Source organism: Bradyrhizobium sp. SOJA106, assembly GCF_059448745.1.
In genome coordinates, this window is record NZ_CM182549.1 from 3,804,090 (window position 1) to 3,823,655 (window position 19,566).

The 19,566-nt window shown below is 65.1% G+C and carries 19 protein-coding genes; 11 read left to right on the forward strand and 8 right to left on the reverse strand.

Annotation, left to right across the window (positions count from 1 at the left end; translation table 11 throughout):
• Nucleotides 1-3: 3 nt before the first annotated feature.
• Nucleotides 4-609, reverse strand: a complete 606-nt coding sequence (locus AC5V87_RS17250) for an LOG family protein (RefSeq protein WP_456839050.1) — start codon at nucleotides 607-609, stop codon at nucleotides 4-6.
• A gap of 201 nt (nucleotides 610-810) precedes the next feature.
• Between AC5V87_RS17250 and AC5V87_RS17255 the strand changes: the two genes are divergently transcribed.
• The 4 genes from AC5V87_RS17255 to AC5V87_RS17270 all read left to right on the forward strand — a co-directional run bounded on the left by AC5V87_RS17255 (nucleotide 811) and on the right by AC5V87_RS17270 (nucleotide 5,352).
• A complete protein-coding gene (locus AC5V87_RS17255) occupies nucleotides 811-2,766 on the forward strand; it encodes an ABCB family ABC transporter ATP-binding protein/permease (RefSeq protein WP_495371652.1) in 1,956 nt (651 codons plus the stop codon).
• Between the two features lie 78 nt (nucleotides 2,767-2,844).
• Nucleotides 2,845-3,543 carry a phosphatidylserine decarboxylase gene (locus tag AC5V87_RS17260; RefSeq protein ID WP_495371653.1) on the forward strand — a complete coding sequence of 233 codons (699 nt, stop codon included), beginning with the start codon at nucleotides 2,845-2,847 and terminating at the stop codon, nucleotides 3,541-3,543.
• Nucleotides 3,544-3,628: 85 nt separating this feature from the next.
• Nucleotides 3,629-4,510 carry a CDP-alcohol phosphatidyltransferase family protein gene (locus tag AC5V87_RS17265; protein WP_495371654.1) on the forward strand — a complete coding sequence of 294 codons (882 nt, stop codon included), beginning with the start codon at nucleotides 3,629-3,631 and terminating at the stop codon, nucleotides 4,508-4,510.
• Nucleotides 4,511-4,632: 122 nt separating this feature from the next.
• Nucleotides 4,633-5,352, forward strand: a complete 720-nt coding sequence (locus AC5V87_RS17270) for an RraA family protein (protein ID WP_495371655.1) — start codon at nucleotides 4,633-4,635, stop codon at nucleotides 5,350-5,352.
• Nucleotides 5,353-5,364: 12 nt separating this feature from the next.
• On the opposite strand, the gene AC5V87_RS17275 is transcribed toward AC5V87_RS17270, so the two are convergent.
• The gene (locus AC5V87_RS17275; RefSeq protein WP_495371656.1) at nucleotides 5,365-5,658 is read right to left on the reverse strand and encodes a hypothetical protein; all 294 of its coding nucleotides are present in this window, start codon (nucleotides 5,656-5,658) and stop codon (nucleotides 5,365-5,367) included.
• Nucleotides 5,659-5,967: 309 nt separating this feature from the next.
• On the opposite strand from AC5V87_RS17275, the gene AC5V87_RS17280 reads away from it, so the two are divergent.
• The 7 genes from AC5V87_RS17280 to AC5V87_RS17310 all read left to right on the forward strand — a co-directional run bounded on the left by AC5V87_RS17280 (nucleotide 5,968) and on the right by AC5V87_RS17310 (nucleotide 14,589).
• A complete protein-coding gene (locus tag AC5V87_RS17280; protein ID WP_456839045.1) occupies nucleotides 5,968-6,741 on the forward strand; it encodes a motility protein A in 774 nt (257 codons plus the stop codon).
• Between the two features lie 24 nt (nucleotides 6,742-6,765).
• On the forward strand, nucleotides 6,766-7,596 hold the full coding sequence (locus AC5V87_RS17285) for a flagellar motor protein MotB (RefSeq protein ID WP_456839044.1): 831 nt from the start codon (nucleotides 6,766-6,768) through the stop codon (nucleotides 7,594-7,596).
• A gap of 215 nt (nucleotides 7,597-7,811) precedes the next feature.
• On the forward strand, nucleotides 7,812-9,710 hold the full coding sequence (locus AC5V87_RS17290) for a potassium transporter Kup (RefSeq protein WP_456839043.1): 1,899 nt from the start codon (nucleotides 7,812-7,814) through the stop codon (nucleotides 9,708-9,710).
• A gap of 145 nt (nucleotides 9,711-9,855) precedes the next feature.
• The gene (locus AC5V87_RS17295; protein WP_495371657.1) at nucleotides 9,856-11,784 is read left to right on the forward strand and encodes a potassium transporter Kup; all 1,929 of its coding nucleotides are present in this window, start codon (nucleotides 9,856-9,858) and stop codon (nucleotides 11,782-11,784) included.
• A 159-nt stretch (nucleotides 11,785-11,943) separates the two neighbouring features.
• Complete coding sequence (locus tag AC5V87_RS17300; protein ID WP_027571677.1) at nucleotides 11,944-12,270, forward strand: rhodanese-like domain-containing protein; 327 nt, start codon at nucleotides 11,944-11,946, stop codon at nucleotides 12,268-12,270.
• Between the two features lie 21 nt (nucleotides 12,271-12,291).
• Nucleotides 12,292-13,470 (forward strand): aminotransferase, encoded by a 1,179-nt coding sequence (locus AC5V87_RS17305; protein ID WP_495371908.1) that lies wholly within the window; start codon nucleotides 12,292-12,294, stop codon nucleotides 13,468-13,470.
• A 6-nt stretch (nucleotides 13,471-13,476) separates the two neighbouring features.
• A complete protein-coding gene (locus AC5V87_RS17310; protein WP_456839041.1) occupies nucleotides 13,477-14,589 on the forward strand; it encodes a polyamine ABC transporter substrate-binding protein in 1,113 nt (370 codons plus the stop codon).
• A 104-nt stretch (nucleotides 14,590-14,693) separates the two neighbouring features.
• Here AC5V87_RS17310 and AC5V87_RS17315 read toward each other — a convergent pair whose 3' ends face one another.
• From AC5V87_RS17315 to AC5V87_RS17340, 6 genes are all read right to left on the reverse strand, one after another.
• Nucleotides 14,694-15,626: a lipid A biosynthesis lauroyl acyltransferase gene (locus tag AC5V87_RS17315; protein WP_495371658.1), complete on the reverse strand. Its 933-nt coding sequence runs from the start codon at nucleotides 15,624-15,626 to the stop codon at nucleotides 14,694-14,696.
• Nucleotides 15,627-15,634: 8 nt separating this feature from the next.
• A complete protein-coding gene (locus AC5V87_RS17320) occupies nucleotides 15,635-16,912 on the reverse strand; it encodes a beta-ketoacyl-ACP synthase (protein ID WP_495371659.1) in 1,278 nt (425 codons plus the stop codon).
• A 51-nt stretch (nucleotides 16,913-16,963) separates the two neighbouring features.
• On the reverse strand, nucleotides 16,964-18,169 hold the full coding sequence (locus AC5V87_RS17325; RefSeq protein WP_495371660.1) for a beta-ketoacyl-ACP synthase: 1,206 nt from the start codon (nucleotides 18,167-18,169) through the stop codon (nucleotides 16,964-16,966).
• Entirely contained in the window at nucleotides 18,166-18,636 is a 471-nt protein-coding gene (locus AC5V87_RS17330) for a 3-hydroxyacyl-ACP dehydratase FabZ family protein (RefSeq protein WP_200468413.1), read from the reverse strand. The genes AC5V87_RS17325 and AC5V87_RS17330 overlap by 4 nt, the downstream gene beginning before the upstream one ends.
• 10 nt (nucleotides 18,637-18,646) lie before the next feature.
• Complete coding sequence (locus AC5V87_RS17335; RefSeq protein WP_007592476.1) at nucleotides 18,647-18,934, reverse strand: acyl carrier protein; 288 nt, start codon at nucleotides 18,932-18,934, stop codon at nucleotides 18,647-18,649.
• A 224-nt stretch (nucleotides 18,935-19,158) separates the two neighbouring features.
• Nucleotides 19,159-19,500, reverse strand: a complete 342-nt coding sequence (locus AC5V87_RS17340; protein ID WP_495371661.1) for a hypothetical protein — start codon at nucleotides 19,498-19,500, stop codon at nucleotides 19,159-19,161.
• Nucleotides 19,501-19,566 lie beyond the last annotated feature (66 nt).

Consider the following 19,566-nt stretch of genomic DNA (forward strand, 5'->3'; position numbering starts at 1 on the left):
CTCTTACAGCCTGCGGGCGACTTCCGGGGCGAGCTCCTTTTCCGCCTCGGCGATCTGGGCTGCTGCCGTCTTCAGCTTCGGCAAGATCTCCTCGACGCGATCGGCCTTGAGGATGTCGACCGAAAGCCCGGCGCGGATGAACTCGGTCTGGCGCATATGCGACAGGAGCGAGAACAGCGGCTCCCAGAAATTGTCGATGTTGGCGAGCAGCACCGGCTTGGCGTGACGGCCGAGCTGCTTCCAGGTCAATTGCTCGACCAGCTCTTCCAGCGTGCCTACGCCGCCCGGTAGCGCCACGAAGGCGTCCGAGCGTTCGAACATCAGCCGCTTCCGCTCGTGCATGTCGGGGGTGACGATCATCTCCTGCACGCGCGTCAGCGCATTCTCGCGCTTGCGGAGGAATTCGGGAATGATGCCGGTGACCGTGCCGCCGTGATCGAGCACGGAGGTCGCGACCGAACCCATCAGGCCGAGCGAGCCGCCGCCATAGACGAGGCGGATGCTGTTCTCGGCAAGGGCCTTGCCGAACGCCTTGGCGCCTTCGGTGAAGCGGGGATTGGTTCCTGGGCCGGAGCCGCAATAGACACAGACGGTTTTAATGGTGCTCATTGCTCTCATGATGCATTGCAGCGAAGAGGCGTCAAGCCCAATCGGTGATTCGACCTGACCGGGAATCTACCGGTAAATGACGACGAACAATCGAAGATTCGCCATCTGGCGGGGTGCGCTGGCAGCGGGAAGGCTCTATATGACGGGCGAAAACCGTTAATCGCAGCGACGTCCGCATCCGGCGGGCTTTCAGGCTTCTTGATGGACCAACCTCAACCGTTCGACGGCGCCGACGTTCCTGAACCCGCCGGCGGCGCGCCGGCCGGGGCCACCTTGATGGGCACGCTGGCGCATCTGTGGCCCTATATCTGGCCAGGCGACCGCTTCGACCTGAAGATGCGCGTGGTCTGGTCGATGGTGCTGCTGCTCGCCGCCAAGCTGATCACGCTGGCGGTGCCGTTCAGCTTCAAATGGGCGACCGATGCGCTGACGGGCGCCAACACCGCGCCGGTCGCGGCCGACAATTGGCACCTTTGGGTGATCGCCTCGCCGCTACTGCTTACCGCGAGCTACGGCGTCATGCGCATCCTGATGGCGGTGCTGACGCAGTGGCGCGACGGCATTTTCGCCCGCGTCGCCATGCATGCGGTGCGCAAGCTCGCCACCATCACCTTCGTCCACATGCACGAGTTGTCGCTGCGCTTCCACCTCGAGCGCAAGACCGGCGGCCTGACGCGCGTGCTCGAGCGCGGCCGCGAGGGCATCGAGGTGATCGTGCGCATGGTGATCCTGCAGCTGATCCCGACCATCGTCGAGGTCTCGCTGCTGATGGCGGTGCTGCTCTGGCAGTTCGACTGGCGCTACGTGGTCGCAACCCTGATCACGGTCGCGGTCTACATGTACTACACCTACATCGCGACCGAGTGGCGGATCGGCATCCGCCGCAGGATGAACGATTCCGATACCGAGGCGAACACCAAGGCGATCGACTCGCTGCTCAACTACGAGACGGTGAAGTATTTCAGCGCAGAGACGCGCGAGGCGCAGCGCTATGACGGATCGGTCGCGCGCTACGAGGAGGCGAGCATCCACACCTATACCTCGCTCGCCGTGCTCAACACCGGTCAGGCCGTGATCTTCACGCTCGGACTGACCGCGACCATGCTGATGTGCGCGATCGGCGTGCGCAACGGCACCAATACGGTCGGCGATTTCGTGCTGGTCAACGCCATGATGATCCAGCTCTACCAGCCGCTGAATTTCATGGGCATGGTCTATCGCGAGATCAAGCAGGCGATCATCGACATCGAGAAGATGTTTAGCGTGCTCGGCCGCGAGGCCGAGATCAAGGACATCCCCGGTGCGCAGCCGCTGGCCGTGTCCGCCGGCACGGTCCGCTTCGAAGACGTGCGCTTTGCCTATGAGCCGACGCGGCCCATCCTCAAAGGCATCAGCTTCGAGGTGCCGGCCGGCAAGACCGTTGCGATCGTCGGTCCGTCCGGTGCGGGCAAGTCGACGATCTCGCGCCTGTTGTTCCGCCTCTACGACGTCTCCGGCGGCAAGATCCTGATCGACGGCCAGGACATCCGCGAGGTCACGCAGGCCAGCCTGCGCGCCTCGATCGGCATGGTGCCGCAGGACACCGTGCTGTTCAACGACACCATCCGCTACAACATCCGCTATGGCCGCTGGGACGCCAGCGACGCCGACGTCGAGGAGGCGGCGCGCCTCGCGCAGATCGACAATTTCATCCGCACGGCGCCGCTCGGCTACGAGACCCAGGTCGGCGAGCGTGGTCTGAAATTGTCCGGCGGCGAGAAGCAGCGCGTCGCGATCGCGCGCACCGTCTTGAAGGCGCCGCCGATCCTGGTGCTGGACGAGGCGACCTCGGCACTCGACACTCATACCGAGCACGAGATCCAGGGCGCGCTCGAGCGTGTCGCCAAGAACCGCACCTCGCTGGTGATCGCACACCGGCTCTCGACCATCGTCGGCGCCGACGAGATCATCGTGCTGGACCAGGGCCGCATCGCCGAGCGCGGCACCCATGCCAAGCTGCTGGCGCAGGGCGGCCTCTATGCCAGCATGTGGAACAGGCAGCGCGAGGCGGAGGCCGCGCGCGAGAAGCTGGCCCAGATGGCCGACTCGAGCGAGGCGCCCAACCGGGAGCCGCCGCCGGTCGAGGACGCCCTCGTGGCGCCGGCTGCCGCGGAGTGACCTTGTCTTCGGTCCCAACTCTGGCCTAAACAAGCCCGCGCAACGATCCGTGCCATTAACCTCGAGCGGCAGATAGCGATGTCCATTCTCGATTCGATCCAGCGTCAGATCCCGCCGATCCACAAGGAGGGCTATCCCTTCATCGGCGGCTTTGCGCTGGCAAGCCTGATCCTGTTCTGGCTGTGGTCGCCGCTGGGCTGGATCGGCACGATCCTGACCGTGTGGTGCGCGCTGTTCTTCCGCGATCCCGTCCGTGTGACGCCGGTGCGCGACGGGCTCGTGGTGTCGCCGGCCGACGGCCGTGTCTCGATGATCACGATGGCGCTGCCGCCGGCCGAGCTCGGGCTCGGCGACCGGCCGCTGCCGCGCATCTCGGTGTTCATGAGCGTGTTCAACTGCCACGTGAACCGCAGCCCCATCGCGGGCAGGGTGGACCGCATCGCCTACCGGCCGGGCCTCTTCATCAATGCCGAGCTCGACAAGGCGAGCGAGGACAATGAGCGCAACTCGCTGGTGATCTCGACGCCGACGGCGCGGATCGGCGTGATTCAGATCGCAGGCCTCGTCGCCAAGCGCATCGTCTGTTTCGTCAAGGAAGGCCAGGCGATCGGCGCCGGCGAGCGCTTTGGCCTGATCCGCTTCGGCTCCCGGCTCGACATCTATCTGCCTGTTGGCACCAAGGCACTGGTGTCGGAAGGCCAGACCGCGATCGCGGGCGAGACCATCCTGGCCGACCTTGCCGGCGACGACCCGAGCCGCGCTTTCCGCGCCAATTGACCAAGAGCCTGTCCATGGGGGCCTTCCGCCGCGATGGCGGAGGGGGATGCGGCTTGCTATATCTCGCCTTGAGGTGAGGACAGCCATGACGCCCTACGACCTGAGAGATCCCGATGTACGCCGCCGGCGGTTCCGCCCGATCCCGGTGCGGATGCTGGTGCCCAACGTCATCACGCTGCTGGCGATCTGCGCCGGTCTCACCGCGATCCGCTTGTCGATCGAGGGGCGGATGTCGCTCGCGGTCTACGCCATCGTGTTCGCCGCTGCACTCGACGGCATCGATGGCCGCGTTGCGCGCCTGATCAAGGGTCAGTCGAAATTCGGCGCCGAGCTCGACAGCCTCGCCGACTTCGTCAATTTCGGCGTCGCGCCCGGCCTGATGCTGTATTTCTGGCAGCTGCACGAGCTCGGTAATGCCGGCTGGATCGCCGCGATGGTGTTCGCGATCTCCGGTGGCCTGCGGCTTGCGCGCTTCAACGCCACCATGGACGATCCGAACAAGCCCGCCTTCGCCGCCAATTTCTTCACCGGCGTGCCGGCGCCGGCCGGCGCCATCACGGTGCTGCTGCCGATCTATGTCGCGTTCCTCGATCTCGGCCGCACCCCAGCGGCGGTAACGGCGGCCTACACGCTGCTGATCGCCTTCCTGATGGTCTCGCGCCTGCCGGTGTTCTCCGGCAAGACCAAGCGGATGCGCGTGCCGCCGGAGCTGGTGCTGCCGGCCTTCGTCGCCGTGATCGTCTTCATCGCGATCCTGATCGCCTATCCCTGGCACGTGCTCTCGATCGGCACGGTGCTGTATCTGCTCTGCCTGCCGCTCGGCTACAAATCCTACCGCGACCAGGCGCGAACGGTGGAAGCCGCTGCACCGGCGGCCGGCGAGGTCCCGTCTCCGCCGTCGGCGCCGACGCTGGCAAATCTGTCGGAGCCGCCGCACGACGACGACCGGCCCGGCCGGCTGCACTGAGCGGGTTCACGCGGATATCTGCCATGAGGCGCTCTGAGTTGGGCTGAGACCTGATCTCGGCTATATGGCCCTGTGCCGGCGGCACCGCGCCAACAGCGGCCGCCAACCTGGGAGAGAACGCCGTGACTGATACCGCGACCGGGCCGCTGCCCGCTTCCGTCCTTGAAGCGCTGGGCCGCTATGACACGCCGACGATCTGCAACGCCATGGAGATCGTGGCGCCCGAGCGCCGCCTGATCGGCTACACCACCAAGCAACTGATCTGCCCGTTTCCCGACCTGCCGCCGATCGTCGGCTACGCCCGCACGGTCGCGATCCGCTCGGTGCTGAAGTCGTCGTTGCCTCCGGAAGAGCAGTCGAAGCGCCGCATCGAATATTACGAATATGTCGGCACCGGCTTTGGGCCGCGCATCTCGGTGATCCAGGACATCGACGGTCCCGACGTCGGCTACGGCGCGTTCTGGGGCGAGGTGCAGAGCAACGTGCACAAGGCGCTCGGCTGCCTCGGCGTTATCACGGACGGCTCGATCCGCGACATCCCGCAATGGGCTCCTGGCTTCCAGGCGCTGGCCGGCTCGATCGGCCCGTCACATGCCTGGGTGCATGCGGAAAGCTTTGGCGGCGAGGTGCGTGTTGCCGGCATGACGGTGAAGTCTGACGACCTCATCCACGCCGACCGGCATGGCGCGATCGTGATCCCGCTCGATGTCGCTGCAAAGCTGCCGGAGGCTGCCGAGCTCTGCGGCCGTCGCGAGACGCCGATCCTGGAGATCGCGCGCAGCCCCGACTTCTCGCTGGAGAAGCTCAAGGCGGCGCTGAAGCGCTCGGCGGAGATCCACTGAGCGACAAAGCGCCTACGGCCGCGACACCGGACGCGGGCCGCCTTGCTCAGTCAGGAACAGGGCGGCCTGATCCGGCTCGCCGAACATTGCGGCGGCGCATCCGATCAGGGTGAAGCCGCCCGCGAGATCCCAAAGCGTGATCTCATCGGTGTCGTCGGGACTGTGAAGCAAGCACGCCGCGATCACGGCGAAGGCGGCCTCGACGAAGAGCAGCGCACTGAAGGCTGGAAGAACGAGTTCCGGCGCGAGCAGATGAAACGCCAGCACCGCGGGCAGCGCGGTGAGAAGACTGAACAGCGTCAGCATTGCGATGCTCCGGCCATGGGCCTGCCGCAACGTTACAAGACACCAAACGATCCCATGGCTCGATGTGGCGCAGGGCCGCAGCAGAAATGTCATTCCGGTGCAGCCTTATATGGTTAGCAATTCGTTGAAATTCCTGTCGGCAGCCGGCAAAGCTGGCGGCCATCAGCGCGCTGCGCCGGTCCGCAGGGCCGGCTCAACTTAACCTTTACGCGGCTTTAAGGGCGGCGCTCTAGGGTTTCGGATGCGGTTCGGGGTTGGGCCGCGCCATCGGCCAGGACGGCCGTTGTTGCGCACGCGTTGGAGTCTCCCATGGATATCATGACGGGCGTTGGGCTCACGGCCGGCATCATCGTCATCACCGCGATGATCCTCATGGGCGGCGACCTGCACATGTTCGTCTCCGAACATGCGATGATCATCATCTTCGGCGGCTCGATCTCCGCCACCATGATCCGCTTTCCGCTCTCGGCGCTCCTGCACGGCCTTCCGCTCGGCGCCAAGTTCGCCTTCACCATGAGCCGCCTGTCGGCCCACGACCTCGTCGACGAGCTCGCCCGCATCGCCGAGATCGCCCGCAAGCAGGGCCCGGTCGGCCTCGAAAAGGTCGAGACTGACGAGCCCTTCCTGGCCAAGGGCATCCGCTACGTCGCCGACGGGTACGACCTCGACTTCATCCGTGACAATCTCGAGCGCGACCGCGACAACTTCCTGATGCACCTCGACGAGGGCAGCAAGATCTACCGCGCCATCGGCGACTGCGCCCCGGCCTTCGGCATGATCGGCACCCTGATCGGCATGGTGCAGATGTTCGCCAACATGACCGACCCTTCCAAGCTCGGCCCGTTCATGGCGACAGCGCTGCTCGCGACGCTCTACGGCGCGCTCGTCGCCAACCTGTTCTGTCTGCCGATCGCCGACAAGCTGCACGGCAAGCTGCTGGATGAAGAGACCAATCGCACGCTGATCATCGACGGCATCCTGATGATTCGCGACTCCAAGAGCCCGACGCTCGTGCGCGAAATGCTGCTGGCCTACCTGCCGGAGAAGCATCGCCACGCCGAAGGCGAGCCGGTGCCGGCGTAACGCCGCCCGCCGGGATTTTGCGAGATGGCCAAGAAGAAGCGCGGCGATGCTCACGGCGGCGGTCACGGCTGGTTCGTGACCTTCGCCGACCTGATGGGCCTGATGATGAGCTTCTTCGTGATGCTCGTCGCGTTCTCGACGCAGGACGCCAACAAGCTGAAGATCGTCGCAGGCTCGATGCGCGACGCCTTCGGCGTGCAGAGCGAAGCGCGCTACGCCGGCATCGTCGAATCCGACGGCCTGCCGACGCGTCCGCGGCTGAAGAACGTCGACCACATCCAGCCCGAGGACGCCTCCAACACGCCGACGCCTGACCAGGAGGACCGCGACAAGACGTCCGGTGCGAAGATCAAGGTCGACCGCAATTTCGCACTCGCCGCGGCCTCGCTGCGCCAGGCCTTGCAGGACATGCCGGAACTGACCGAGATGTCCAAGCACATCATGTTCGAGGAGACCAAGCAGGGCCTCAACCTCGAGATCGTCGACCAGGACGGCCGCTCGATGTTCGCCGATGGCTCCAAGATGCCGTACGACCGCACCCGCCGCCTGATCGAGAAGCTCGCGATCCCGCTCAAGGCGACGCCGCTGCGCGTCTCCATCGCCGGCCACACCGCGGCCGGATTCGTGCCGACCCGCAGCGACTACGGCGCCTTCGACCTGTCGGCCGACCGCGCCAATGCCGTGCGCCAGATCCTCGAGCGCGAGGGCCTGCCGCCGTCCCACATCTTCGCCGTCTCCGGCAAGGCGGACACCCAGCCGCTGTTTCCGGACGATCCCTCGCTTGCGGCCAACCGACGTGTGACCATCACATTGATGCGCGAAGATCCGCCGCTGCCGCCGAATCTGAAGCCTTAGGGCAAGGTGGGCAGCGGTTTCCCGCGAAGATCACGCCCAAACAATAAGACCCTTGCGCTACCATCTTACCTGAGGCATCTCGTCGCGCAGGCGACCGCGCGCTGCGCCGTCACGGCATCTGCCGCTGCGCCTGCTATGTTGTGCCAATTGACAGGGGCGCAGGAAGCGTCAAAAGGCGCCGGATCAATTCCAGGGAAGAAGCGTTTTCCACCCTCATGGCGGCGAGCATTACATCGACCGAGGCTCAGGAAGGGCAGGTCACAACAGGCTTTTGGGCCCTCACGCTCGGGAGCATCGGCGTCGTCTTCGGCGATATCGGCACTTCGCCGCTTTACGCATTTCACGAGGCTGTCAGGGGCGCGGCCGGTGGCGAGCCGGTCTCGCGGGTCATCGTGCTCGGCGTGCTCTCGCTGATCCTGTGGGCGCTGCTGATCGTCGTCACGGCCAAATACGTCCTGCTGCTGCTGCGCGCCGACAATAACGGGGAGGGCGGCACGCTCTCGCTGATGGCACTGGGCCAGCGCGCGCTGGGGCGGCGAAGCTGGTTCCTGCTCGCGCTGGGCGTGGTCGGCGCGTCCATGTTCATCGGCGATTCCATGATCACGCCGGCGATCTCGGTGCTGTCGGCGGTTGACGGACTGAAGCTCGCAACGCCGGCGTTCGAGCATTACGTCGTGCCGCTTACCGTCCTGATCCTGGCGCTGCTGTTCGCGGTGCAGAGCAAGGGCACCGCGCTGGTGGCTTCGGCGTTCGGACCGGTGATGGTGGTCTGGTTCGCCTGCCTTGCGGTGATGGGCGCCGTCCACATCGCCGACGATCCGTCGGTGCTGGCGGCGATCAATCCCTATTACGCGTTGCAATTCCTGTTGTCGCACGGCACGATTGGCCTCGTCACGCTGGGCGCGGTGTTCCTCGCGGTCACCGGCGGCGAGGCGCTCTATGCCGACCTCGGCCATTTCGGCCGCAAGCCGATCCAGTCGGCCTGGATGTTCTTCGTGCTGCCCTCGCTGTTGATCAACTATTTCGGACAAGGCGCCTTGGTGCTGTCCGATCCCAGCGCGATCGAGCACTCCTTCTATCGCATGGTGCCCGAGAACCTCGTGCTGCCGCTGGTTGGCCTTGCGACCGCGGCCACGGTGATCGCGAGCCAGGCGGTGATCACCGGTGCCTATTCGCTGGTCTATCAGGCGGTGCAGCTCGGCCTGCTGCCGCGCTTCGAGGTGCGCTACACCTCCGAGACACACGCCGGCCAGATCTATCTGCCGCGGGTGAACCGGCTGCTGCTGATCGGCGTGATGCTACTGGTCCTGCTGTTCCACACGCCCAGCAATCTCGCTTCGGCCTACGGCATCGCGGTCTCCACCACCATGGTGGCCGACGGCATCATGGGCTTCGTCGTGATCTGGAAGCTGTGGAACTGGCGCGCCGCGACCGCCGCAGTCGTGATCCTGCCCTTCGTCATGGTCGACATGACCTTCTTCAGCGCCAACCTGCTCAAGCTGCTCGAAGGCGCGTGGGTGCCGCTGCTGTTCGGCGCGGCCATGGCAGGCACGATCTGGACCTGGCGGAAGGGCTCGGGCATCCTGATCCAGAAGACGCGCCGGATCGAGGTGCCGCTCGACGACCTGATCCGCAGCCTGGAGAAGCGGCCGCCGCACATCGTCAAGGGCACCGCGGTGTTCCTGACCAGCGATCCCGCCTTCGTGCCGACCGCGCTGCTGCACAATCTCAAGCACAACAAGGTGCTGCACGAGCACAACGTTATCTTGACCATCGAGACCGCGCATACGCCGCGAGTCGATCTCTCCGAGCGCTTCCGCATGGAGAAGATCAGCGACAAGTTCTCCAAGGTTCGCCTGCGCTTCGGCTTTATGGAGCAGCCGAACGTGCCGAAGGCGCTGGCGATTGCGCGCAAGCAGGGCTGGCAGTTCGACATCATGTCGACATCGTTCTTCGTGTCACGAAGGTCGCTCAAGGCGTCCGCACAGTCCGGCATGCCGCTGTGGCAGGACCATCTGTTCATTGCCCTCAGCCGGTCCGCAAACGACGCCACCGACTATTTCCAGATTCCCACAGGGCGGGTGGTTGAAGTCGGAACCCAAGTGACTATTTGAAAACGCAACTGCTGAACTCATGCGAATTTCGCATGGCAAGGGCCCAAAATCGGGCTAGGCTATGCCGGCAGCGCAGGACTATAAGCCGCGCGCTCTTCCGCCATTGTGCAGTGAAGCATTTTTTTAGAGGCCATCGGGCTCTCCCATGACAAGCGACGTAGCAGTTCCCGCCCCGGCAACGGCGGCGGCCAACGGGCATGGCGACGCCCACACCACCGCGGGTTTCGGCGCGCTGACGCTCGGCAGCATCGGCGTCGTCTATGGCGACATCGGCACCAGCCCGCTCTACGCGTTCCGCGAGGCGGTGACGGTGGCCGCGGGCGCGGAAGGAGCGCCGACGACCGCCGCCGTGCTCGGCGTGGTCTCCCTTATCCTGTGGGCGCTGATCGTCGTGGTGACGCTCAAATACGTCGTGATCCTGCTGCGCGCCGACAACAACGGCGAGGGCGGCACGCTGGCGCTGATGGCGCTGGCCCAGCGCGCGGTGGGCACCGGTGGGGCCACCATCGTCCTGCTCGGCATCATCTCGGGCGCGCTGTTCTACGGCGATGCCGTGATCACCCCGGCGGTGTCGGTGCTGTCGGCGATCGAAGGCATGAAGGACGTCACGCTGACCTTCGAGCCCTATATCGTTCCGCTCACGGTGGTGATCCTGGTCTGCCTGTTCGCCGTGCAATCGCGCGGGACTGCGCGCGTTGCGGCGTTCTTTGGTCCTGTGATGTGCGTCTGGTTTGCCGTGATTGCGATCGCGGCGATCGGCCCGATCATCCGGCAGCCGCAGATCCTGTTCGCGCTGAACCCGCTCTATGCGGTCTCCTTCATGCTCCACCATGGCATCATCGGTTTCGTCACGCTGGGCGCGGTGTTCCTGGCGGTGACCGGCGCCGAGGCGCTCTACGCCGACCTCGGCCATTTCGGCAAGCGGCCGATCCAAACCGCCTGGCTGTTCATCGTGCTGCCGTCGCTGGCGCTGAACTATCTGGGGCAGGGCGCGCTCGTCCTCGATGACCCCGGCGCGATCGTGAGCCCCTTCTTCCAGCTGTTTCCGCAAGGCTGGCTGCGCGGCAGCATGGTCGTACTGGCGACCATGGCGACCGTGATCGCGAGCCAGGCCGTCATCACTGGTGCCTATTCGCTGACGCGCCAGGCGATCCAGCTCGGGCTGCTGCCGCGCTTCGAAATTCGCCATACGTCCGAGGCCCATTCCGGCCAGATCTTCATCCCGCGCATCAACCAGCTGCTGCTGGTCGCGGTGATCCTGATGGTGCTCCTGTTCCGCTCCTCCAGCGCGCTGGCCTCCGCCTACGGCATCGCCGTGACCGGCACCATGGTCGTCACAGGAATGATGGGCTTTGTCGTGGTCTGGAAGGCCTGGCGCTGGTCGCCGGTCGCCGCCGCGGCGCTGATCCTCCCGTTCCTGTTCCTCGACTTCACCTTCCTTGCCGCCAATTTGCTGAAGGTATTCGAGGGCGGATGGGTGCCGCTGGCGCTCGGCTCGCTCATGATCCTGCTGATGTACACATGGCGGCGCGGCAGCCGCCTGCTGTTCGAGAAGTCGCGCAAGCTCGAGTTCCCGCTCGCCGACCTCGTCGCGATGCTGGAGAAGCGGCCGCCGCAGCGCGTGCCCGGCACCGCCGTGTTCCTGACCTCGGACCCGCTCAGTGCGCCGACCGCGCTGATGCATAGTCTGAAGCACTACAAGGTGCTGCACGAGAAGAACGTCATTCTCACCATCGAGACCGCGCAGACGCCGCGCATTGATCCGACCGAGCGGGTGAGGCTGGAGCAGATCTCACCGACCTTCTCCAAGGTGACGCTGAAGTTCGGCTTCATGGAATCGCCGAACGTGCCGAAGGCTCTCGCCATCGCCCGCAAGCTCGGCTGGCAGTTCGACATCATGTCGACCTCGTTCTTCCTGTCGCGCCGGGCACTGAAGCCCGCCGCTCATTCCGGCATGCCGCGCTGGCAGGACCGGCTGTTCATCTCACTCAGCCGTTCGGCGAACGATGCCACCGACTATTTCCAGATCCCCTCGGGGCGCGTCGTCGAGGTTGGCACGCAGGTGACCATCTAGGCAGGCGAACCAAAGCCGCACTTCAAGTCGCTGCGATTTAGCCTTAACTTGCGCAAGGCAGCTCAAGCCTTTGTAGCGCTTGATTTTCGTCTTCCGAGAGGCGAGGTTGCCGCGCGCCGGGATCGCCCCGGCAAGGACCCCGCGACGTTGGAGGATGATGTGGCAAATCAAGTACAGGACCTGACCCCTGACGAGGTCTCCAAGGGTGTCGCGGAAGGCCGCTATCTCCTCGTCGACGTGCGCGAGCCGAACGAGGTGCAGGCCGAGGCCTATCCCTACGGCGTCGTCGTGCCGCTCTCGACCTTCGATCCCAAGGCGATCCCCGATCCGCAAGGCAAAGAGGTCGTGTTCGCCTGCCGCTCGGGCAAGCGTTCGGTCACGGCCTCGCTGGCGGCGCAGGCGGCGGGCCTGCCTTACGACAAACATCTGGCCGGCGGCATGCTCGGTTGGAAGGCGGCGGGGCTTCCCAGCAAGGTCGGTGGCTGATCGGCCCCAATGTCTAGCAAGATGACCAAAAGCTCGTCCCTGAACAAGGTCTTCGCCGACCTTCCCGTCACCATCTTCGAGGCGATGTCGCAGGCCGCGCGCGACAATGCCGCCATCAATCTCGGCCAGGGCTTTCCTGACGATCCCGGCCCCGAGGACATCCGCCGCGCCGCGGCCGAGGCCTCGCTCAACGGCTACAACCAGTATCCGTCGATGATGGGCTTGCCGGAGCTGCGCCAGGCGATCGCGACCCATTACGGCCACTGGCACGGCCTCAAGCTCGACCCGATGAGCGAGGTGATGGTGACTTCCGGCGGCACGGAGGCTTTGACCTCGGCGATCCTCGCGGTGGTCCAGCCCGGCGACGAGGTGGTCTGCTTCCAGCCGGTCTACGATTCCTATTTGCCGATCATCCGCCAGGCCGGCGGCATTCCGCGCCTGGTTCGCCTGGAGCCGCCGCATTGGCGGCTGAATGAGGACATGCTGAAGAGCGTCTTCAATTCAAAGACCAAGGCGGTGCTGTTCAACAATCCCCTGAATCCGTCCGCGGTGGTCTATCCGCGCGAGGACCTCGAGCTGCTCGCGCGCTATTGCCAGAAGTTCGATGTCATCGCGATCTGCGACGAGGTCTGGGAGCACGTCACCTTCGACGAGCACAAGCACATCCCGCTGATCACCATTCCCGGCATGCGCGAGCGCACCATCAAGGTCGGCTCGGCCGGCAAGATCTTCTCGCTGACCGGCTGGAAGATCGGCTTCGTCTGCGCCGCGCCACCGCTCTTGCGCGTCGCCGCCAAGGTGCACCAGTTCCTGACCTTCACCACCGCGCCGAACCTGCAGGCCGCAGTCGCCTACGGCCTCGGCAAGCCCGACGACTACTTCCTGTCGATGCGCAAGGATTTGACGCGGAGCAGGGACCGTCTGACCAAGGGCCTCGAGAGTCTTGGCTTCCCCGTGCTGAAGTCGCAAGGCACCTACTTCCTCACGGTCGACCTGTCGCCGCTCGGGCTCAACGAGAGCGACACCGAGTTCTGCTGGCGGATCGTGAAGGACTACAAGGTCGCGGCGATCCCGGTCTCGGCGTTCTACGAGCAGGACCCGGTGACTTCGGTGGTGCGCTTCTGCTTTGCCAAGAAGGACCAGACGCTCGATATCGCGCTAGAACGGTTGTCGGACGCGGTGCGTGGACGCAAGAGGTAAACAGAGATGACGAATGTCGGCCGCTCGCGCTTTGGCCTGGGTCTTGCGATCGCCGCGGCGCTGACGTTGCTCTGCGCCGCCGCCGGGGCCGACGAGCGGGTCGTCAACTTCTACAACTGGTCCAACTACATGGCGCCGGATGTTTTGGAGGCCTTCACCAAGGAGACCGGCATCAAGGTGGTCTACGACACCTTCGACGCCAACGAGACGCTGGAGACGCGCCTGATGGCCGGCAAGTCCGGCTATGACGTCGTGGTGCCCACGGCCTATTTCCTGCAGCGCCAGATCAAGGCCAACATCTTTCAGAAGCTCGACAAGGCGAAGCTGCCGAACCTGTCCAACGCCTGGCCCGTGGTGACGCAGCGCCTCGCCACTTACGACCCCGGCAACCTCTATGCCGCGAATTACATGTGGGGCACGACGGGCATCGGCTACAACGTCGCCAAGGTGAAGCAGATCCTCGGACCCGACGCGAAGGTCGACAGCTGGGACATCGTCTTCAAGCCGGAGAACCTCGCCAAGTTCAAGGACTGCGGCGTGCACATGCTCGACTCCGCCGACGACATCTTTCCGGCGGCGCTGAACTATCTCGGGCTCGATCCGAACTCCACCAAGCAGGCGGACCTCGAGAAGGCCGCCGACGCCGTCGCCAAGGTTCGCCCGTCGGTACGAAAATTCCACTCGTCCGAATATCTGAGCGCGCTCGCGACCGGCGAGATCTGCTTCGTGGTCGGCTGGTCCGGCGACATCATGCAGGCCCGCGCCCGCGCCACTGAGGCCAAGAGCGGCGTCGAGATCGGCTACACCATTCCGAAGGAGGGCGCGCAGATGTTCTTCGACAATCTCGCGATCCCCGCCGACGCCAAGAACGTCAACGAAGCCTACGAGCTGATCAACTATCTCTACCGCCCGGACGTGGCCGCCAAGAACTCGGACTTCCTGTCCTACGCCAACGGCAACCTCGCCAGCCAGAAGCTGATCGATCCGAAGATCCTCAACGACAAGAACATCTATCCGGACGAGGCGACGCTCTCAAAACTGTTCGTCATCACGGCGCGCGAGCCGGCGACCCAGCGCATCATCAACCGGCTCTGGACCAAGGTGAAGACGGGACGGTAGAGGGGCCGTACCTGTCATTGCAAGCCAAGCGAAGCAATTCAGAACCTCTCGGCGGAGACGCTCTGGATCGCTTGATCGCTTCGCTCCTCGCAATGACGCCGCATCTACCGCCACCTTCGATGCAGCCACAGCCACTGCTCGGGATGCTCGCGCACCCAGCTCTCCACCACGCTGGTGACTGCCTGCATCGTGCCCTGGATGTCGATTTTGCCGTCGGCGTCGCGCACCGGCTGGACTTCTTCCGTCAGCTCGCCGCGAAAACGGCCTCCGGGCAGGCGGATGATGCGGACGCCGTGGATGGGGCATTCGACCTGGCGGAGCAGGCGGGCCAGCGTCGGGTTGGCGCGGGTCTTGCGGCCGAAGAAGGTGACCTCGACGCCGCCGGTCAGATACTGGTCGATCAGCATCGCGACGTGCTTGCCCTCTTTCAGCGCCTGACCCAGCCGCAAAGGGGCGTCGCGGCCCGCCGGGATCAGCGTGCCCATGTTGACCTGGCGCATCTCCTGGATGATGCGATCGGCAGAGGCGATGTTCGGGCGGCGGTAGAGGATCGCAGCGTCAAGGCCGTGCGCGACGGCGGCGAGCGCCGGCAATTCCCAATTGGCCAGATGCGCGGCGAAGATCAGCGCGGGCTTGCCGTCGTCACGGATCTGGTCGAACAGCTCGATGCTGCGTTGGGGAATCTCGATCCGGCTCTTTTCCGGATGCGCGCGGTCGTAGTCCCAGACGTGGTCCATATGGGCGAATTCGGCGCCGACGCGGCCGAGATTGTCCCAGACCCCCATCAGGATCCGTTCGATCTCCTCCGGCGATTTCTCGGGAAACGCCGCGGTGAGGTTGGCGCGGCCGATGCGATGCTCGCGCAGGCGCGGCCCGATCAGCTTGGTCACGCGCGCGAAGAAGTCCGAGGTCTTGACCGGATCGAAATAGCGCGTGGTGCGCAGCATGCCGACGGTGGCAGCCCCGATCAGGCTGCCGCTGACCGATTTGGCAGCCTCCCGCGCGCGGGCCCTCGTGCTCGCAGGAAGTAGCGCCATGCGTCCGGTCAGGCCGGTTCGCGCGTCAGGATCAGCGAGGCGTTCTGGCCACCGAAGCCGAACGAATTCGACATCACCGCGGTGACGCGGGCATCGCGCGCCTTGTTGCCGACGACGTCGAACAGGATCGTGGGATCGGGCGTCTCGTAGTTGATCGTCGGCGGGATGCGCTGATGCTCAAGCGTGAGCAGCGAGAAGATCGCTTCGACCGCGCCCGCGGCCGAGATGGTGTGGCCGACCATCGACTTGTTGGAGGTGACCGGGATCTTCTGCGCGAGATCGCCGAATACGGCCGATGTCGTGTTGAACTCCATCTTGTCGTTCTCGGGCGTCGCGGTGCCGTGCGCGTTGATGTGGTCGATCTGGTCCGGCGTCATGCCGGCATCGGCCAGGGTCTTGTTCATGCAGCCGATGATCGGCTTGCCATCGGGCGAGGAGCGGGTGCGGTGGAACGAGTCGGTGAGCTCGCCGCAGCCGGCGATCACGCCGAGGATGTTTGCGCCGCGCGCAGTGGCCGCTTCATAGCTTTCCAGCACGAGCGCCCCGGCGCCTTCGGCCATGACGAAGCCGTCGCGGTTCTTGGAGAAGGGGCGGGAGGCCGCCTGCGGCGGATCGTTCTGGGTCGACAGCGCCGAGAGCAGCGAGAAGCGCACCAGCGCTTCCGGATTCACGGTGCCGTCGGTCGCGACGCACAGCGCAGCGTCGGTCTCGCCGCGGCGGATCGCCTCGACGCCGAGCTGGATCGAGGTGGCGCCGGATGCGCACGCCGTCGACAGCGAGATCGGCGAGCCCTTGGTGCCGAAGGTCTCGGCGAGGTGGGCTGCGACCGAGCCGAACATGAAGCGGTGGTGATAGGCGCTGTACTTGCCGCCGCCGGAGATGCGCAGCAAATCGTCATAGGTTAAGTCCAGCGCGCCGACGGCGCGGCCGAGCTCGCGGCGCTGAGGCCATTCGACCTCGACCGGCGCAACGGCGAGGAAGAGTGGACCCGGAAAATCAGCCTTGGCGCCGATGCCGGCCTGCTCGAGCGCTTCCTCCGTCACGATCTCGGCCATCCGCTCGGACAGGGCGGTGGAGGAGAACGGATCGACGCTGACGAAATCGACGGTGCCGGCCATCGTGGTCTTCAGGCCCTCGATCGGAAAGCGCGTGATGGTGCGGATGCCGGATTCACCGGCGACGAGCTTGGCCCAATTGTCGGCCTTGCCGGCGCCGAGCGAGGTCATGATGCCCATGCCGGTGACGACGACGACGGGACGCCCGAGTTTGTCGCGTGGTGCAGTCATGTCGATCCCCCGATCTGCTAGAGCGTGATCCAGCCAAAGCGCGAACGCGCTTCAGCTCACCGCCTCGACCAGCGCCATGCCTTCGCCGCGCCAATGTCCGGCTCCCACCACCACAATCTGGGTGGGCGCCCCCTGCATTTCAATCTCGGTCCCCGTCGAATCGTTCGGCGGGAACAGCGCGCCGCGCGAGATCGACAGCGCGGCGAGCGCGATGCCGAGCGGGAATTGCGTTTCCATGGTGTGGCCGAACATCGTGCCGGTCGAGCGCACCGGGAAGTCGGCGTGGTTCTTCAGGAAGCCGCGCTCCTCGCTGGTGGCGGGCTCGGCGCCGGTCGCGCCCGAGATGATCGCGCCCTTGCCCTCGCGCTTCGGCAGCTTTTGCCAAAGCTTCTCCAAGGTTGCGGCTATGTCGCCGGGTTGCTTGCGCCGGGCGAGGTCGGCAACGACGCTCGACAATTTTGCGAAAGGCTTTGCGCCGCGCGCTTCCGCATGCGCCTTCGATTCCAGCACCAGAAAGGCACCGGCCGAGCCGAGCGCGAAGCCGGCGCGGTCCTTGCGCGCCCACACGGGGGCGAACTTGTCCTTCAGATTGAAGTCGCCGAATTCGTAGAGGACCAGCAGGTCCTTGCGCTCGCCATTGTGCGAGCCGCCGACCAGCGCAATGTCGCTCTCGCCCGAGGCGATGCGCGCAAGCGCAATGCGGGCCGCATCTGCGCCCGCGACCTCTTCGCCCATAAAAGTGCGCGAGGTGCCGCCCAAGCCGTGCACGATGGCGATGTTGCCGGCGAGCAGGTTCGAGAGCTGCGCGAGGAACAGCGTCGGGCGCAAATCGCTCATCAGGCGTTCGTTGAGGAAGCCAGGCGCGTTCGCCCCCTTGGCCTCCGCCGAGAGCACGCCGGTGTCGACGTTGAGATCGCGCTCGCCGCCGCCGGCTGCCACCACCATGTCGATCTTGGCCAGGATGTCCTTGTTGCCCTTGATGCCCGCGGAGTCGAGCGCAAGGCCGGCAGCGTAGGTGCCGATTCGCTGCCAGGCTTCCATCTGGCGTTGGTCGCCCTTCTTCGGGATCTGGCTGTCGAAGCTAACCGGCATCAGGGGATGCACGATGTAGGGCGCAAAGCCCTTCTCGTCGACATTGATGCGCCGCTCCTGAAGCGCGGCCCAGTTGGCGTCCAAGCCCTCGCCGAGCGAGGTGGCAAGCCCAATGCCGGTGATCCAGACTTCCGTCTGGCCGGGCTTCGAAGCAGTCTCAGTCATGGCGATACGGCCTGTTGCGGAAAGCCGATGCGCTTGGCGAACGAATCCATGTAGCCGCGCATATCCGCGTTGGGGAAGGGAATCTGCGTGAAAGTGAGCGTCGAGTTCGCGCGCAGCTTGCCGCCGACCCTGATCTTGGCCTCGGTCATGGCGTAGCCCGACCCCTCATGGGCCAGCGTCGCCTCGATGCTCATGAGGTCGCCGGGGAACACCGAGCCGCGGACCTTGGCCTCCTTGACGGCGGCCAGGATCGGCATGCGCTCGAACTTGAGCACGCCGAGCTGAAGCCAGCCCGAGGCCTGCGCCATCGATTCGATCAGCAGCACGCCAGGCATCAGCGGATAGCCCGGGAAATGCCCCTCGAAGATGGTGCTTTCCTTGGGGACCTGAGCCTCGACGACGATCTTCTTCTCGTCGACATTGAGGTCGACGATCCGATCGATCATGTGGAAGTATTCGAGTTGCATGACCGCGCGCTTAGGCGCTCGCGCCCTTGGCCGCAACCAGTTCGTCGATGCGGGCGCACAGATTCTTCAGCACGAAATACTGTTCGGTGGTCGCCTTGCCGTCGTTGACCTCCTGGGTCCACTTTTCCAGAGGCAACTTGATGCCGAACTGCTTGTCGATCGCAAACGCGATGTCCAGGAAATCGAGGCTGTCGATGCCGAGATCGTCGATGGCATGGCTATCCGGCGTGATCGTGTCGCGCGGGATGTCGCAGGTTTCAGCGATGATCGTGGCGACCTGATCGAATGTGGAAGACATCACTAAGCCTTTGATATATTGCTGATATTTGTCAGATTTCCAGAGTGGCGCGGTGGGCGGGCATCGCGCCCCAGATGACGCCCTCAAACCCCCCTCTGGCCGGGTCGAAAGCCCGTATATCGGAGCGCCGCCCTGAGTTCAATGGAGCCGGACAGGCCTCTCCGACAGGATTGGGGATGCTTCCCGAAGCGGTTTCGGCCGGGGGACCGGCAGCGGGATGGGCCCTAGATGTGCGGCGTCGTGATCTTGACGCAGTCGCGGCGGCCCATGAGCACGCAATCCTGGGTCCGCCTGATGTCGGCGATGCTTACGGCAAGCCAGATCCCGATCGCGGTCAGCGCGACCGTGAAGGCGAGGGCCGCGATGTTAGCGAGCATGCGGTGGCGGAAATCGTCCGGCTCGGTTCGGGGCTGCTCATAGCGGGACAGGTCGAGCGGCTCGGGCGGAACGCGGAGCGGCTGCACGGTACCGCTGCCCCGGTGGACCGTCGGGGAGGGCGAATTGCGCGGCCTGAACTGGAGCACCCGGTGCTCGCCATCAGAGCTTATGGGCCGCTGGGTCTTCATGTGTGAGGATCAACTCCGAAGCAGCGATTTTTAGATAGCATACGTGGTGAAGACGTTGCAGAAAAT

Excerpts from the sequence above, each read along its gene's own strand:
- AC5V87_RS17325 (WP_495371660.1), bottom strand. The coding sequence starts at position 18,169 with ATGACTGAGACTGCTTCGAAGCCCGGCCAGACGGAAGTCTGGATCACC.
- AC5V87_RS17255 (WP_495371652.1), top strand. The coding sequence starts at position 811 with ATGGACCAACCTCAACCGTTCGACGGCGCCGACGTTCCTGAACCCGCC.
- AC5V87_RS17295 (WP_495371657.1), top strand. The coding sequence starts at position 9,856 with ATGACAAGCGACGTAGCAGTTCCCGCCCCGGCAACGGCGGCGGCCAAC.
- AC5V87_RS17275 (WP_495371656.1), bottom strand. The coding sequence starts at position 5,658 with ATGCTGACGCTGTTCAGTCTTCTCACCGCGCTGCCCGCGGTGCTGGCG.
- AC5V87_RS17290 (WP_456839043.1), top strand. The coding sequence starts at position 7,812 with ATGGCGGCGAGCATTACATCGACCGAGGCTCAGGAAGGGCAGGTCACA.
- AC5V87_RS17340 (WP_495371661.1), bottom strand. The coding sequence starts at position 19,500 with ATGAAGACCCAGCGGCCCATAAGCTCTGATGGCGAGCACCGGGTGCTC.
- AC5V87_RS17265 (WP_495371654.1), top strand. The coding sequence starts at position 3,629 with ATGACGCCCTACGACCTGAGAGATCCCGATGTACGCCGCCGGCGGTTC.
- AC5V87_RS17280 (WP_456839045.1), top strand. The coding sequence starts at position 5,968 with ATGGATATCATGACGGGCGTTGGGCTCACGGCCGGCATCATCGTCATC.
- AC5V87_RS17285 (WP_456839044.1), top strand. The coding sequence starts at position 6,766 with ATGGCCAAGAAGAAGCGCGGCGATGCTCACGGCGGCGGTCACGGCTGG.
- AC5V87_RS17250 (WP_456839050.1), bottom strand. The coding sequence starts at position 609 with ATGAGCACCATTAAAACCGTCTGTGTCTATTGCGGCTCCGGCCCAGGA.
- AC5V87_RS17305 (WP_495371908.1), top strand. The coding sequence starts at position 12,292 with ATGACCAAAAGCTCGTCCCTGAACAAGGTCTTCGCCGACCTTCCCGTC.
- AC5V87_RS17330 (WP_200468413.1), bottom strand. The coding sequence starts at position 18,636 with ATGCAACTCGAATACTTCCACATGATCGATCGGATCGTCGACCTCAAT.
- AC5V87_RS17310 (WP_456839041.1), top strand. The coding sequence starts at position 13,477 with ATGACGAATGTCGGCCGCTCGCGCTTTGGCCTGGGTCTTGCGATCGCC.
- AC5V87_RS17320 (WP_495371659.1), bottom strand. The coding sequence starts at position 16,912 with ATGACTGCACCACGCGACAAACTCGGGCGTCCCGTCGTCGTCGTCACC.
- AC5V87_RS17335 (WP_007592476.1), bottom strand. The coding sequence starts at position 18,934 with ATGTCTTCCACATTCGATCAGGTCGCCACGATCATCGCTGAAACCTGC.
- AC5V87_RS17315 (WP_495371658.1), bottom strand. The coding sequence starts at position 15,626 with ATGGCGCTACTTCCTGCGAGCACGAGGGCCCGCGCGCGGGAGGCTGCC.
- AC5V87_RS17260 (WP_495371653.1), top strand. The coding sequence starts at position 2,845 with ATGTCCATTCTCGATTCGATCCAGCGTCAGATCCCGCCGATCCACAAG.